This window comes from Leifsonia sp. PS1209 (assembly GCF_012317045.1).
Classification (GTDB): domain Bacteria; phylum Actinomycetota; class Actinomycetes; order Actinomycetales; family Microbacteriaceae; genus Leifsonia.
The window spans coordinates 2634593-2648323 of record NZ_CP051154.1 but is presented as its reverse complement, the minus strand read 5'-3'; the positions used below and the strand labels follow the sequence as shown (position 1 = coordinate 2648323).

At 69.5% G+C, this 13731-nt stretch carries 15 protein-coding genes; 8 read left to right on the top strand and 7 right to left on the bottom strand.

Going from position 1 to position 13731, the window contains the following annotated elements; translation table 11 throughout:
* Nucleotides 1–12: 12 nt before the first annotated feature.
* A complete protein-coding gene (locus HF024_RS12605) occupies nt 13–1269 on the top strand; it encodes an AI-2E family transporter (RefSeq protein ID WP_168689760.1) in 1257 nt (418 codons plus the stop codon).
* Nucleotides 1270–1329: 60 nt separating this feature from the next.
* Nucleotides 1330–2589, top strand: a complete 1260-nt coding sequence (gene ilvA, locus HF024_RS12600) for a threonine ammonia-lyase (protein ID WP_085371145.1) — start codon at nt 1330–1332, stop codon at nt 2587–2589.
* Nucleotides 2590–2661: 72 nt separating this feature from the next.
* Here ilvA and greA read toward each other — a convergent pair whose 3' ends face one another.
* Together greA and HF024_RS12590 are read right to left on the bottom strand one after the other, a co-directional pair.
* Nucleotides 2662–3150: a transcription elongation factor GreA gene (gene greA, locus HF024_RS12595; protein ID WP_168689759.1), complete on the bottom strand. Its 489-nt coding sequence runs from the start codon at nt 3148–3150 to the stop codon at nt 2662–2664.
* Between the two features lie 110 nt (nt 3151–3260).
* Nucleotides 3261–3656, bottom strand: coding sequence for a DUF4307 domain-containing protein (locus HF024_RS12590; protein ID WP_247597106.1), 396 nt, complete (start codon nt 3654–3656; stop codon nt 3261–3263).
* A gap of 188 nt (nt 3657–3844) precedes the next feature.
* Here HF024_RS12590 and HF024_RS12585 point away from each other — a divergent pair, with 188 nt between their 5' ends.
* On the top strand, nt 3845–4126 hold the full coding sequence (locus tag HF024_RS12585; protein ID WP_168689758.1) for a hypothetical protein: 282 nt from the start codon (nt 3845–3847) through the stop codon (nt 4124–4126).
* A 24-nt stretch (nt 4127–4150) separates the two neighbouring features.
* On the opposite strand, the gene HF024_RS12580 is transcribed toward HF024_RS12585, so the two are convergent.
* Nucleotides 4151–4957 carry a hemolysin III family protein gene (locus HF024_RS12580; protein ID WP_168689757.1) on the bottom strand — a complete coding sequence of 269 codons (807 nt, stop codon included), beginning with the start codon at nt 4955–4957 and terminating at the stop codon, nt 4151–4153.
* 72 nt (nt 4958–5029) lie between these two features.
* On the opposite strand from HF024_RS12580, the gene HF024_RS12575 reads away from it, so the two are divergent.
* The 5 genes from HF024_RS12575 (at nt 5030) to HF024_RS12555 (ending at nt 10593) form a co-directional block, all read left to right on the top strand.
* Nucleotides 5030–5815 carry an isoprenyl transferase gene (locus tag HF024_RS12575; protein ID WP_168689756.1) on the top strand — a complete coding sequence of 262 codons (786 nt, stop codon included), beginning with the start codon at nt 5030–5032 and terminating at the stop codon, nt 5813–5815.
* Between the two features lie 123 nt (nt 5816–5938).
* Nucleotides 5939–6952 carry a hypothetical protein gene (locus HF024_RS12570; RefSeq protein WP_168689755.1) on the top strand — a complete coding sequence of 338 codons (1014 nt, stop codon included), beginning with the start codon at nt 5939–5941 and terminating at the stop codon, nt 6950–6952.
* Between the two features lie 58 nt (nt 6953–7010).
* Nucleotides 7011–8132: an aminotransferase class V-fold PLP-dependent enzyme gene (locus tag HF024_RS12565; RefSeq protein WP_168689754.1), complete on the top strand. Its 1122-nt coding sequence runs from the start codon at nt 7011–7013 to the stop codon at nt 8130–8132.
* A 327-nt stretch (nt 8133–8459) separates the two neighbouring features.
* Nucleotides 8460–9803: a PhoH family protein gene (locus tag HF024_RS12560; RefSeq protein ID WP_247597105.1), complete on the top strand. Its 1344-nt coding sequence runs from the start codon at nt 8460–8462 to the stop codon at nt 9801–9803.
* 274 nt (nt 9804–10077) lie between these two features.
* Nucleotides 10078–10593 (top strand): prepilin peptidase, encoded by a 516-nt coding sequence (locus HF024_RS12555; RefSeq protein ID WP_168689753.1) that lies wholly within the window; start codon nt 10078–10080, stop codon nt 10591–10593.
* 96 nt (nt 10594–10689) lie between these two features.
* Here HF024_RS12555 and HF024_RS12550 read toward each other — a convergent pair whose 3' ends face one another.
* Genes HF024_RS12550 through HF024_RS12535 form a run of 4 tightly spaced genes read right to left on the bottom strand, consistent with a single transcriptional unit; the run spans nt 10690 to nt 13727 of the window.
* Complete coding sequence (locus HF024_RS12550; RefSeq protein ID WP_168689752.1) at nt 10690–12096, bottom strand: class II fumarate hydratase; 1407 nt, start codon at nt 12094–12096, stop codon at nt 10690–10692.
* Nucleotides 12097–12151: 55 nt separating this feature from the next.
* Nucleotides 12152–12808, bottom strand: coding sequence for a carbonic anhydrase (locus tag HF024_RS12545; RefSeq protein ID WP_179150871.1), 657 nt, complete (start codon nt 12806–12808; stop codon nt 12152–12154).
* The gene (locus tag HF024_RS12540) at nt 12805–13461 is read right to left on the bottom strand and encodes a DUF4245 domain-containing protein (RefSeq protein WP_168689751.1); all 657 of its coding nucleotides are present in this window, start codon (nt 13459–13461) and stop codon (nt 12805–12807) included. Before HF024_RS12540 ends, HF024_RS12545 begins: the two co-directional genes overlap by 4 nt.
* Nucleotides 13458–13727 (bottom strand): exodeoxyribonuclease VII small subunit, encoded by a 270-nt coding sequence (locus HF024_RS12535; RefSeq protein ID WP_143466057.1) that lies wholly within the window; start codon nt 13725–13727, stop codon nt 13458–13460. The genes HF024_RS12540 and HF024_RS12535 overlap by 4 nt, the downstream gene beginning before the upstream one ends.
* Nucleotides 13728–13731 lie beyond the last annotated feature (4 nt).

Below are 13731 nucleotides of genomic sequence, written 5' to 3'. Positions count from 1 at the left end.
AGACTGACCGGCATGTCAGAGAACGACGCGACGCCGAAGCAGCTCACCGTCACGCCGCGCGAGAACCGCGCGCCCGCCAGAGGCTGGTTCCTCAAGGGCCGCCGCCCGGAGCAGGACGGCGCGGTGCAGAAGCACGGGTCCGTCGAGGAGTCGCTGCCGCACGGGATGCTCGTGGCCGGCGCCTGGTCGTGGCGGCTGCTCGTCATCGGCGCCGTCATCGCCGTTGCGATCTTCCTCGTGGTGCAGCTGCGGCTCATCATCATCCCGCTGCTGATCGCCGTGCTGATCTCGGCGCTGCTGGTGCCGTTCGTCGACTTCTTGCACCGGCACAGGTGGCCGCGGTGGGCCGCGATCGTCGCGGCGATGGTCTCGGTGATCGTGGTGGTCGGAGGACTGCTCTACCTCGCGGTCTGGCAGGTCACGCGGCAGAGCCACGAACTTCAGACGCAGTCCGTGGCGGCGTACGACCAGTTCCGCGTGTGGCTGACGTCCGGGCCGCTCGGCCTGAGCGAGAGCCAGATCAGCAGCGCCCTCGACTCGCTCGCGAAGTCGATCCAGCAGGACAGCCAGATCTTCATCACCGGCGCGCTGTCGATCGGCTCGACCCTCGGCCACGTGCTCGCCGGGCTGCTGCTCGTGCTGTTCAGCGCACTGTTCATCCTCATCGACGGCCGCTCCATCTGGAACTGGATCGTGCGCATCTTCCCGAAGCGCGCCCGGCGGGCTGTCGATGGCGCTGGCCAGGCCGGCTGGGTGACCCTGCGCAACTTCGTGAAGGTGCAGATCCTGGTCGCGTCGATCGACGCCCTCGGCATCGGTCTCGGGGCGTTCTTCCTCGGGCTGCCGCTGGTGATCCCGATCGCGGTGCTCGTCTTCCTCGGCTCGTTCATCCCGGTCGTCGGCGCCGTCGTCACCGGTGCGCTGGCGATCTTCATCGCGTTGATCTTCAAGGGCTGGGTGTTCGCGCTCATCATGCTCGCCGTGGTGCTGCTGGTGCAGCAGATCGAGGGGCATGTGCTGCAACCGCTCATCATGGGAACGGCGGTCAAGGTGCATCCACTGGCCGTCGTGCTCGCCGTCGCGGCCGGATCGCTGCTCGCGGGAATCCCCGGTGCGCTGTTCGCGGTGCCGGTCGCCGCCGTGCTCAACGTGATGGTGCACTACGTGTCGAGCGGGGCGTGGCGGGAGGGCACCCACCGGGAGTACTCGGCACCCGATACGGTGCTGTGGCAGACCGTCCCGCGGCCGCCCCGGCGCGCGAGGACCTGACGTTGTCGGCCGACGGGTCACATTCGGTTCGTGGAATACGTCCGCGAGTAGGCTGTCCCCGTGGCCACGCTGACTGATTCGACGCGCACTCCTTTCGCTGGGCCGAGCCTCGACGAGATCGAGGCCGCGCGCATCGTCGTGTCGAAGGTCGCGGAGCCGACGCCCGTCGAGACCTCGCGGTTCCTTGCCGACGTGCTCGGCGCCCCCGTCTTCCTCAAGTGCGAGAACCTGCAGCGCACCGGGTCGTACAAGATCCGCGGCGCGTACAACCGGATGGCCAAGCTCAGCGCGGAGGAGCGCGAGCGCGGCGTCGTCGCCGCGTCGGCGGGCAACCACGCCCAGGGGGTCGCGTTCGCGGCCAGGGAGCTGGGCATCCACGCCACGATCTTCATGCCGGTCGGTGTCGCCATCCCCAAGTTCCAGGCCACCCGCGACTACGGCGCCGACGTCGTCCTGAGCGGCAGCATCGTCGACGAGACGCTGCGTGCCGCCGCCGATTTCGCCGCGGAGACCGGAGCCGTCCTCATCCCGCCCTTCGACCATCCGGATGTGGTGGCCGGGCAGGGAACGCTCGGTCTCGAGATCCTCGACGACGTGCCGGATGCGGCCACGATCGTCGTCCCCATCGGCGGCGGCGGACTCATCTCCGGGGTGGCCAGCGCCGTCAAGCAGCGCGCTGCCGCCGAGGGCAGGGAGATCCGCGTCATCGGCGTGCAGGCGGCCAACGCCGCCGCGTACCCGCCGTCCCTGGATGCGGGGGAGCCCACTGAGATCGCGCTCGTCGCCACCATCGCCGACGGCATCGCCGTGAGCAAGCCGGGCGCCCTCAACTTCCAGATCATCCGCGACGTGGTCGACGAGGTCGTCACCGTCTCGGAGGACGACATCGCACGCGCCCTCCTGGTGCTCCTGGAGCGGGCGAAGCTCGTCGTCGAACCGGCCGGTGCAGCCGCCGTCGCCGCGATCCTGGCCGGCAAGGTCCCCGCCATCGGCCCGACGGTCGCGATCCTCTCCGGCGGCAACATCGACCCGCTGCTCATGCAGCGCATCATCAGCCACGGTCTCGCGGCCTCCGACCGCTACCTCAAGCTCACCATCATGCTGCCCGACCGCCCCGGTCAGCTCGCGCGCATCTCCGAGATCCTCGCCGGCGTCAACGCCAACGTGGTGGAGGTGCTGCACACCCGGCATGGGCGCGGCCTGCAGCTCAGCCAGGTGGAGCTCGACGTCAGCGTCGAGACCCGGGGCACCGACCACCGCCAGCATGTCATCGAAGCGCTCCGTGCCGCGGGCTACGACCCCGTGCTCGACTACGAGTAGGCCGTTCGGCCCCCTGCACGAAAAAGCGCGGTGCGGGATGCCCGCACCGCGCTTCTCACGCGAACCGTCCGCTCAGCCGCGGTAGGTCTCCACGTTCACAATCGTGACGGCGATCTGCTTGCCGTTCGGCGCGGTGTACGACGTGGAGTCGCCCACCTTAAGGCCGAGGATCGCCTCGCCGAGCGGGCTGCCCTCGGAGTAGACCTGCAGGTCCGTTCCCGCCGCGATCTCGCGGTTGCCGATGAGGAAGGTGCTCTCGTCGCCCGCGATGGTCGCCGTGATAACCGTTCCGGGCTCCACGACACCGTGGCTCTCCGGGGCTTCGCTGACGGTGGCATTGCGCAGCAGGTTGGTGAGCTGCACGATGCGGGCCTCGATCTTGCCCTGCTCGTCTTTCGCGGCGTGGTATCCGCCGTTCTCTTTGAGGTCGCCCTCCTCGCGGGCCGCCTCGATGCGCTTCGCGATCTCGTTTCGGCCGTTGACGCTGAGCTCCTCGAGTTCGGCCGACAGACGGTCGTACGCATCCTGGGTCAGAAAGCTGACCTGAGACTCCTGAGACATGATGAACTCCTTTGCGCCGCCGGTCGTGACCGGCTGGGCAGATCGGCCGGTCCGGGGACCGGCTGGATAAAGTCGACGCCCCGACATCGGTCGGGGCGTATCGAAGAATCCTAGGTCAGCCAGCAGCTGGAAATCAAACCTGTATTGCTCTGCTCCGTGGTCTTGATCGTCTCCGTGTACTCCGTGAGGCGCTTGTCGGAGGCCGGATAGCTGATGATCCGCCAGCCGACGATGGCGAACGACTCGTTCAGCGCCTGCACGGCGCAGGTCACCGGGGTGCCGGGCGGCGTGTTCACGGTGAACGTGATCCGCACGTGGTGCGCATCCGTGATCGTATACGCGGTGTCCGTCGCCTCGAGGTCGGCCTGGTCGTTGTCCCAGCCCGCCCAGAACGTCCACGCCGCGAAGATCGCGACGAACGCGACAGCCACTCCGATGATCCACCAGCGGTCCCGGCGCTTGCGACCGGGCGTTCGACCGTAGCGGCGATCGAGGGTCTCGGTCACCGCCATCCTTCTCCCTGCACTGAACGTTCTCCCGTGGAAACTGCACCGTCCGGGCGACGGTAGGCTTGAACCCAGACTAGGAGATGAAGCTGTGAAACCCTGCGCTTCGTCCTCGGCTCGAAAGTGGAGACCCGGATGCCCGTAACCGACCTGCGCGCAGGAATCGTCGTCGACCGTGAGGGAGAGCGATGATCCAGGATGCGCTGCTGCGCGCGGCCGTGTGGGTCACCGCCGCCACGCCCTCCCCGACGCCGTCCGGCGCTCCGAACGCCGACCAGGTGACCCCTGGTGTGGTCGGCTTCGTGGTGACGTTCCTGGTCGCCGTCGCTGCCGTGCTGCTCGCGCTCGACATGACACGGCGCATCCGGCGGGTGCGCTACCGCGCCGAGATCGCGGAGAAGCTGGACGCCGAGCAGGCGGAGCAGAACGGCCAGGCGGGTCAGGCCGGTCAGGACGACAGCGAGCGCTAGCGCGCCGGCTCAGCTGCCGTTAGTTCAGCCCCCGTTGTAGACCGGGTGCAGGGCGATCAGCAGCACCGCCGTCCAGTGGCAGAGGAATGCCAGCACCGTCAACGTGTGGAAGATCTCGTGGAAGCCGAAGACCCCGGGGAACGGGTTCGGCTTCTTGAAGCCGTAGATGACCGCGCCGACGGTGTAGAGCAGGCCGCCGACGAGCACGAGCACCATCATCGCCGCGTTCGCGTCGAGCAGGTCGACTACGTACATCAGCGCGCCCCAGCCGAGGGCGACGTAGAGCGGGACGTACAGCCAGCGCGGGGCGTTGATCCAGAACACGCGGAACGCGATGCCGATCAGCGCGCCGGCCCAGACCAGCGTGAGCAGCAGGAAGCCTTTGTTCGGCGGCAGCGCGAGCACGGCGAGCGGCGTGTACGTTCCGGCGATCAGCAGGAAGATGTTGGCGTGGTCGATCCGCTTGAGGATGATCTTGACGCGCGGCCGCCAGTTGAAGCGGTGGTACAGCGCCGAGTTGCCGAACAGCAGCAGCGAGGTGAGCACGAACACCGCAGACGACCACTTGGCCGGTGCGCCCTCGGCGAGGGTGATGAGCACGATGCCGGCCGCGATGGTGACCGGGAAGGTGGCCGCATGGATCCAGCCGCGCCAGGTGGGCTTGATCTCCGTGGGGTCGGCGATCGACGCATCCAGCAGCGGGATGTTCGGAAGGTCGGGTCCCCGGTTCTCGTCGGCTTTCACGGCCGCGTCCGCCGGGCCGAGAGAGTCGGCCGGTTCGGCGAGCACGTCGGCCACGTCTTCCTGCTTCTGGCTCTTTCGGGGTGTCATGGAGCAAGCGTACGGGAGCAGCGTGACCTCGCGCTGTGAGTTCGACGCCGCGGGTCGCGGTAACGTACTTCCGTGAGCAGATGGAGTTTCCCCCTCGGACGTGGGCTGCTCTACGGTCTCTACCAGAACAGGCTCAAGCGCAACCTGCCCGCCGAGTCGATGCCCCGCCACGTCGCGATGATCATCGACGGCAACCGCCGCTGGGCGCGCCAGCTCGGGCTCACGACGGTCGCCCACGGGCACCGCGCCGGAGCTGCGAAGATGCGCGAGTTCCTGGAGTGGTGCGACGACCTCGGCATCCAGGTCGTCACCCTCTACCTGCTGTCCAGCGACAACCTGAGCAACCGGGAGAGCGGCGAGCTCTCCGACCTCATCGAGATCATCGCGGAACTCGCCGAGGACCTCTCCCACTACCGCGACTGGCGGGTGCAGCACGTCGGTTCGACCGCCGGCCTCCCCGAGCCGCTCGTCGCCGCGCTGACCGGCGCGGAGGACCGCACGGCCAAGAACACCGGCCTGCACGTGAACCTGGCGGTCGGCTACGGCGGCCGCAAAGAGATCACCGACGCGATGCGCGACATCGTCGCCGCCCACCATGCCAAGGGCGGCAGCCTGGAGACCCTCGCCGACCTGCTCACCCCCGACCTCATCGGCGAGCACCTCTACACGGGCGGCCAGCCGGACCCCGACCTCGTCATCCGCACCTCCGGAGAGCAGCGCCTCAGCGACTTCATGCTCTGGCAGAGCGCCCACAGCGAGTTCTACTTCGTGGAGGCGCTGGGGCCGGACCTGCGCGAGGTGGACTTCCTGCGTGCGGTGCGCGATTACTCGCGCCGCCAGCGTCGCTACGGGGGGTGATCCTCCGGCTGCTCCGTCCCGCCCCGGCGCTGCCCCGAGGGACGGGATGCGGTCGCTGCTAGGGTCGGAGACGATCCGCCGGGGAGCGGATGAGTGCGGACGACACAACCAACGGGGGTTCTGATGGGTGCGGCACGACAACTCGCGGTCTCGGCCTGGCGCGCCGACGACACCCGGATGCGCGCGGCGGCCTGGATCGCATCCGCCGCCGCCCTTCTCGGCATCGGCCTCACCTGGTCGGCCCTCCGCGTGATCGGCCTCTACGCTCTCTGGACCGTCGGGATGGACGAAGGTCTGCTCTTCACGGCCGAGTTCGGCACGCGCGCGGTCCTGCTCGGCGCCACCGTGGTGTGCGTGGTGCTCGGCGTAGCACGGCGCGGGCGCGACGGCTCCGGGCGCGACGGCTCCGGGCGCGGCGCGCTCGTCACGGCGATCGTGCTGGCCGTGCTGATCGTCGCGGCGCAGGTCCAGCAGGTGGCGGTCGCCGTGCACTTCGCCTGGAGTGCGCTGTTCAGCGTGACCACGCTGACCTGGCTGGGATTCGCGGCGCTGACGATTGCCGCGTGTGTGCTCGCTCTGACGGCGCGTCGGCCGGTGGCGGTGCGGGGTGTGCGGGTGCCGTCTTCGACCGTGACGGGGAGCATGGACGCCGTGGGCGCTGCGGACGCGGGCAACGCCGGAGCGGCGGCCCGGTTCGTGTGGTTCTCGGTGGGGGCGGCGTTCGTCGCGTTCGTGGCGAGCATCCTGGTCGTCGCGCAGGCTCTGATCGTGCCGAACGCGTGGGGTCCTGCGCTGGTGGCTCTGGTGCACGCCTGGGTGACGGTGATCGCGGTGGCCGTGCAGGTGATCGCCGCACTGTTCGTGGTGCGCGGTTCGGCGCTCGGCCGCCTCGTCGTCAGCGCGGTCGCGGTGGTCCTCCTCAACGATCTCACCGAGACGTCCATGCTCGGGATGTGGCCGGACGGCAGCGACGCCGACGCGGGCGTCTCCGGTGCGGGGATCCTCGTCGCGACCATCGCCGCCGTCGCGGCGGCCGTCGCGCTGTGGCTGCCGCCGGTGTCCCGGTGGCTGGCCGGTGCCGGGGCGGGTGCGGTCGGGGACGGGCGTGTGGGGGAGCCGGCGCGTTCGGTGGTGTGATGCGGGTGGGCACGATCCACCCTCCCGGCTGACAGAATGTTCCGGGAGGTCACCACACATGACGACGACGATCGACGAATTCGCCCGCACGTTCACCGAGGAGTCCGGCTACCTCGACTACGGCCGGGTCGGACCGATCTCGGCGACCGCCCTCGCGGAAACGCTCGGGCAGTACGAGATTCTCGCCAAGGCCCGGTTCGGGAGCATCGGACGGATGCAGGCCGAGGATCAGCGCGTGCGGGATGCGGTGTCGGCGTTGACGCGGTTCCCGTCCGATCAGGTGGTGTTCCAGCCGACGGCGTCGATCGGGCTCATGCATGCCGCGTTCGGTCTGACCGGGGGCGAGGTGCTGCTGTCTGCGGCGGAGTTCCCGAGCATCACGTATGCGGCGGTGCGCGCGTCGCAGGCGATGCGGGTGGTCACGCCGACCTGGCTGGAGACCGACCACCAGCGTGTCACTCCTGCGCGCATCCGGGAGCAGTTGACGCCGAACACGACGGCGGTGATGGTCAGCCTGGTCGACTCGCGCACCGGGTATCTGGCCGACATCGACGGCATCCGCCAGGTGATCGGCGACCGGCTGCTGATCGTGGATGCGATCCAGGGCTTCGGTGTGGTGGACGCGCCGTTCGAGGTTGCGGACATCGTCGTCTCCGGCGGCCAGAAGTGGACGCGCGCGGGCTGGGGGACCGGGTTCCTCGCGGCGAGCGAGCGCGCCATCGAGCATCTGACGCCGGTGTTCAGCGGGTGGACGGGCGCCGACCTCGACGGGTCGTGGGACGAGGTCGGGGAGCCGAGCAACAGCACGCGCGCGTTCAGCATCTCCAACCCGGACCCGATCGCCCAGGCCCGGTTCGCCGCGGCACTGGAGGACATCGCGGCGGTCGGCGTTCCGGCGATCAGCACTGCGATCGGCGACGGCGTCGAGCGGGTGTTCGAGCTGGCGGACGAGTACGCGATCCCGGTCGCCTCGTCGCGCAACGCGGCGGAACGGGCGGGGATGGTCGTGCTCGAGCCGCTGCCGGAGCAGCTGACGGCCCTCAGCGCGTCCCTGTTCAACCACGGGATCACCGCATCCATCCGGGCGACCAACGTGCGATTGTCCGTGCACGCGGGCACGACGGAGGAGACGTTCGACATGCTGCGCGGCGCGTTCACCTCCTACGCGTCCGCCTCCTGACCCGGGCGCCCGCGTCCCCACGCCTCTCTCGCCCGAGGTCCCGCGCAATCGAGCCGGGAGTTATGTACGCCACCCACGGCGTTTCGCGTACACAAGTCCCGGCTCGATCGCTCCGGCAGCGGGGGACCCGAAGTGGGGGCGAAAGTTCACCTGATGGAAACGCGCGACGGCGGTGTGTCGCGGTGGCCTGTCGGTGGGTCGGCGTAGGTTCGGCTTATCGGGCACGGAGCCCGATCGAGACGGCCACGTAAGTTCGTTTCGACACCCACCGGCCGACTCGCCAAACAGATCCGCCCGCTCCACGGAGCGAGCGGGGTGGGAGTGGTCGTGGCTGAATCAGGTACCCGACAGTTCGAGTCGACCGACAGCGGAACCAACCAGGCGGAGCGCACATACGTGCTCGACACCTCGGTCCTGCTGTCCGACCCCCAGGCGATCTTCCGGTTCGCCGAACACGCTGTCGTCATCCCCGTCGTCGTCGTGAGCGAACTGGAGGGCAAACGCAACGATCCCGAGATCGGCTACTTCGCGCGGCAGGCGCTGCGCAATCTGGACGAGCTGAGGATCCAGCACGAACGGCTCGACTTCCCCATCCCGGTCGGGGACGGCGGCTCGCTGCGGGTGGAACTCAACCACTCCAACATGTCGGTTCTGCCCAGCGGGTTGCAGCTCGGGGACAACGACTCCCGCATCCTGGCGGTGGCGCTCAACCTCGCCAACGACGGGCTGGCGGTCACGGTCGTCTCCAAAGACCTCCCGCTGCGCGTCAAAGCGGCCTCGATCGGCCTCGCCGCCGAAGAGTACCGCCACGAACTCGCCGTCGACTCCGGATGGACGGGCCTCGCCGAGATCGACCTCGGCAGCGACGCGATGAGCGACCTCTACGAAAACGAGTGGATGCGCACCGACCTCGTGCGCGGGATGCCCGCCAACACGGGCCTCATCGTCCACTCCGACCGCGGTTCGGCCCTCGGGCGCGTGGTCGCGGACGGCGAACTGAAGCTCGTCCGGGGCGACCGGGACGTGTTCGGCCTGCACGGACGCTCGGCTGAGCAACGCCTCGCGATCGACCTCCTCCTCGACCCGGAGATCGGCATCCTGTCCCTGGGCGGCCGCGCGGGAACGGGCAAATCGGCGCTCGCACTGTGCGCCGGCCTGGAGGCGGTGCTGGAGCGGCAGCAGCACAAGAAGATCATGGTGTTCCGTCCGCTGTACGCGGTCGGCGGCCAGGAACTCGGCTACCTCCCCGGCGACCAGGGCGAGAAGATGAACCCCTGGGGCCAGGCGATCTTCGACACGCTCGGAGCGCTGGTGTCGCAGAACGTGCTCGACGAGGTGCAGGACCGCGGCATCCTCGAGGTGCTGCCGCTCACGCACATCCGGGGCCGGTCGCTGCACGACGCCTTCGTGATCGTCGACGAAGCGCAGTCGCTCGAACGGAACGTGCTCCTCACGGTGCTCAGCCGCGTCGGGCAGAACTCGCGCGTGGTGCTGACCCACGACGTCGCCCAGCGCGACAACCTCCGCGTCGGACGGCACGACGGAGTCGCCTCGGTGATCGAGACGCTCAAGGGCCACCCGCTGTTCGCGCACGTGACGCTCACCCGCTCGGAGCGGTCGGCGATCGCGGCGCTGGTGACGGAGATGCTGGAAGGGAACGAAGTGATGTGACGCCGGCCGGCTGGCTGGCGCTGCGCGGGTCTGGGAGAGAGCCGGATGCGCGCGGAGGGCGGCAGCGGTAGGCGGCGGTAGGCGCGCGCGGCGGCGTCCGCACCCGAGGTGGGTGCGGGCGCCGCGGTGCGTTGTAGGTGCTGTGTTGTGGGGGCGGATCAGGCCCTGTTCGTGTTGCAGTATTCCGGCTGACGCAGCCGGGCGCTGGGCTGTGGAAACCGGTCCGTGCTGTGGATTTCTGCCGCGCCGCCTGGCGGGCGCATACGGTCGATGTATGGAGAATCTCGGGCAGGCGGTCGGCGGGCTGGTGGGGGTCGCGTACCTCGCCGCGGTCTCGCTCCCGCTGTGCGCGACCGACCTGCGGGAGCGGCGGCTGCCCAACGCGCTCGTGCTGCCCGGGTTCGCCTTCGCTGCGCTCGGCGTCGGCTGGCCGGCGCTGGCACGCGGAGATCCGCCGGGCGCGTATGTGGAGCTTGCGCTGTGCTGGGCGGCGGTGATCGCGGTGCTCTGTGCGGCGGCGTCGGGCGGCGGGATCGGGATGGGAGACGTGAAGCTCGCCGCCCTGCTCACGCTCGTGCTCGGTGCGCTCGCGGTGGAGCGAGGGCTCGGGCCAGGGCCGCCGGTGGTCGCGCTCTTCGTGGTGGCGTTCACCACGGCGGGGCTCGCGGTGCTGGGCGGCGCGGTGCTGGCGCGCGATGCGGCCCCGGGCGCAGCGGCAGAAGTCCCACTCGGCCCGCACCTGCTCGTCGGGTTCTGGGCCGTCGCCGCGGCCATCGTGCAGCTCTCATAAGCGTGCGCAACGCGACAGGGCGCCCTCCCTGGGGAGAGCGCCCTGTGCGCAGATCTCAGCGACCGCAACCGCGACCGGGTGCTGCTGCCAGCCGAATTACCCCGGGTGGGTCATGCTCAGCACGTCGAGCGCCGTGTCGAGCTGTTCGAGCGTGACCTCGCCGCGGTCGACGAAGCCGAGGTCGATGACGGCCTCGCGGACGGTCATGCCCTGGGCGACCGAGTGCTTGGCCACCTTGGCCGCCGCCTCGTAGCCGATCACGCGGTTGAGCGGGGTCACGATCGACGGGCTCGACTCCGCGTACGCGCGGGCGCGGTCGACGTTGGCCTCGAGCCCGGCGACCGTCTTGTCCGCGAGCACGCGGGAGCCCTGCGTGAGAAGGCGGATCGACTCGAGCAACGCCGTGCCCATCACCGGGATCGCCACATTCAGCTCGAACAGGCCGGATGCGCCGCTCCAGGCGATCGTGGCGTCGTTGCCGATCACGCGCGAGGCGACCATCAACACCGCCTCGGGGATCACCGGGTTGACCTTGCCGGGCATGATCGACGAGCCGGGCTGCAGGTCGGGGATGTGCAGCTCGCCCAGGCCCGTGTTGGGGCCGGAGCCCATCCAGCGGAGGTCGTTGCAGATCTTGGTGAGGCTGACCGCGATCGTGCGGAGCGCTCCGGATGCCTCGACCAGCGCGTCCCGGTTGGCCTGCGCCTCGAAGTGGTTGCGGGCTTCCGTGATCGGCAGCTCCGTCTCCTGCGTGAGCAGCTCGATGACCAGCTGCGGGAAGCCGAGCGGGGTGTTGATGCCCGTGCCGACGGCCGTGCCGCCGAGCGGGACCTCCGCGACGCGGTGCAGGGACGCCTGCACGCGCTCGATGCCGAGGCGGATCTGGGCCGCGTAGCCGCCGAACTCCTGGCCGAGGGTGACCGGCGTCGCATCCATCAGGTGGGTGCGGCCGCTCTTGACGACGGTGGACCACAGCTCCGCCTTCTCCTCGAGCGACACCGCGAGGTGGTCGAGAGCGGGGATGAGGTCGTCGATGAGGGCGCCGGTGACGGCGATGTGCACCGAGGTCGGGAACACATCGTTCGAGGACTGCGACGCGTTCACGTGGTCGTTCGGGTGCACCGGCCGGCCGAGCCTGCGGGATGCCAGCGTGGCCAGCACCTCGTTCATGTTCATGTTCGAGGACGTGCCAGAGCCGGTCTGGTAGACGTCGATCGGGAAGTCTGCGTCGTGCGCGCCGGTGACGACCTCGTCGGCGGCGGCGGCGATCGCATCGGCGATCGACTGGTCGAGCACGCCGAGCTTCGCGTTGGCGAGAGCGGCCGACTTCTTGATGCGCGCCAGTGCAGCGATCTGCGTCGGCTCCAGCACCGATCCGGAGATCGGGAAGTTCTCGACGGCGCGCTGCGTCTGCGCTCCGTACAGCGCGGCCGCTGGGACGCGGACCTCGCCCATCGTGTCGTGCTCGATGCGGTAGTCGGCGTCCGCCTGGGTGTCCACCACGGTGTGTTTTCCTTTCTGGTGCGGGGCCGGCGGATTCGCCGGGCTTCCCGCGATTTCAGTCGGAGGCCTGGTCGGCCAATCCGACGACGATGTCGGGGACGACCCGACCTTCCTGAAGCCGGTAGTTGGCACCAACGATAGCCAACGAACCGTCCGCGACGGCAGCGCTGATCATCTCGGAGCTCTCCAGGAGCTCGGCGACGGTGTGCCGCAGGTGCTCGCGGCCGACCTCGAGCGCATCCACGGTCGCCGGGTCCACCGGCTGGTCGGCCGGGACGCCGGCGACGGTGTGCACCGCGGGGACGATGGGGGAGATGAGGTGCGCGATGTGCGGGGGCAGCGGCGTCGCATCCTCGGCTTGCGAGTCGATCGCGGCGCGGACGGCGCCGCACTCGTCGTGGCCGAGCACCAGGATGAGCGGAACCTCCAGCACGCCGACCGCGTACTCGAGCGAACCGAGCACGGAGTCGGAGATGACCTGTCCGGCGTTGCGGACCACGAAGGCGTCGCCGAGGCCGAGGTCGAAGATGATCTCGGCGGCGAGACGGGAGTCGGCGCAGCCGAAGATCGCGGCGAGCGGGGCCTGGCCGCTGGCGATGGTCTCGCGGCGCTCCACGTCCTGGCGGGGGTGCTCGGGATCGCCGGAGACGAACCGTTCGTTGCCACGCAGCATGGCGTCCCAGACGCGGGACGGCCTCGGCTTACCCATCATGAACCTCCGAGTTGACGAATCTGGTCGGCGAGCGCACCGGCGACCGTGCCGAACTCGGCATCGCTCGCAGTGCCGAACACGATGATCGTGCTCTTGCCCGCCGCGGTGACGAGCGCGTATTCGACGTTGCCGTTGTCGTCGCTCGACGTGTGGTTGTCGTAGACGTCCCAGCGGACGCCGTCGATGGTCCGCGTGCCCTTGATCATCGACTTGTTGACCTGCTGGGCCGTCCACGAGTCGTTCGCGTCGAAGCCCTGCGTGATGCCGATGTACTGCTTCTTCGGCGTGATCAGCCCGACATACCAGGAGTCGACGCGGTCCGGGGTCTTGGTGCGCAGCTCGGCGTTGTTCGACTTCCACTCCGAGGAGAGTTTCGGCACGAGCAGGCGGTTCGGCTCGGAGCCCTGTGCCTGCGCGGCGATGGATGCGTAGTCGACCGGGGGAGCGGACGAGGTGGGGTTGCCGCGCGGCACGAACAGCACGATCACGGCGACGAGGGCGACGCAGGCGATCAGCGAGTAGACCAGGTTGTTGACGGTCTGCCTGTTGCGGTGATTGGCGGAGTTGACCGCTTTGCGGGCGGCCGTCTCCTCCGGGGTCTCCGGGCGTCCGAGTTCGGCGACCACCGCCGGTGGTTTGGTGCGGGGACTCATTCGGCGCTCGACGCTCCCGTGGCTCCAGCCGTTGCTCCAGCGGTCGCCCCGACACGAGCGGCGTCCAGCCGGGCCTTCGCACCGATCAGCCACTCCTCGCAGTGCCGGGCGAGCGCTTCTCCGCGCTCCCACAGTGCGATGGACTCCTCGAGCGTGGACGAGCCCTGTTCCAGCTGACCGACGACGCGGATCAGCTCGTCGCGCGCCTCCTCGTAGCTGAGCGAGGCGAAGGCGTCGTCGCCGGAGGGCGACTCGGTGGTGGGCATGACA

Bases quoted from the DNA above. Each gene is read 5' to 3' on its own strand.
- greA (WP_168689759.1), bottom strand. From the start codon at position 3,150: ATGTCTCAGGAGTCTCAGGTCAGCTTTCTGACCCAGGATGCGTACGAC.
- HF024_RS12565 (WP_168689754.1), top strand. From the start codon at position 7,011: ATGACGACGACGATCGACGAATTCGCCCGCACGTTCACCGAGGAGTCC.
- HF024_RS12555 (WP_168689753.1), top strand. From the start codon at position 10,078: ATGGAGAATCTCGGGCAGGCGGTCGGCGGGCTGGTGGGGGTCGCGTAC.
- HF024_RS12585 (WP_168689758.1), top strand. From the start codon at position 3,845: ATGATCCAGGATGCGCTGCTGCGCGCGGCCGTGTGGGTCACCGCCGCC.
- HF024_RS12580 (WP_168689757.1), bottom strand. From the start codon at position 4,957: ATGACACCCCGAAAGAGCCAGAAGCAGGAAGACGTGGCCGACGTGCTC.
- HF024_RS12540 (WP_168689751.1), bottom strand. From the start codon at position 13,461: ATGAGTCCCCGCACCAAACCACCGGCGGTGGTCGCCGAACTCGGACGC.
- HF024_RS12545 (WP_179150871.1), bottom strand. From the start codon at position 12,808: ATGATGGGTAAGCCGAGGCCGTCCCGCGTCTGGGACGCCATGCTGCGT.
- HF024_RS12570 (WP_168689755.1), top strand. From the start codon at position 5,939: ATGGGTGCGGCACGACAACTCGCGGTCTCGGCCTGGCGCGCCGACGAC.
- HF024_RS12605 (WP_168689760.1), top strand. From the start codon at position 13: ATGTCAGAGAACGACGCGACGCCGAAGCAGCTCACCGTCACGCCGCGC.
- HF024_RS12535 (WP_143466057.1), bottom strand. From the start codon at position 13,727: ATGCCCACCACCGAGTCGCCCTCCGGCGACGACGCCTTCGCCTCGCTC.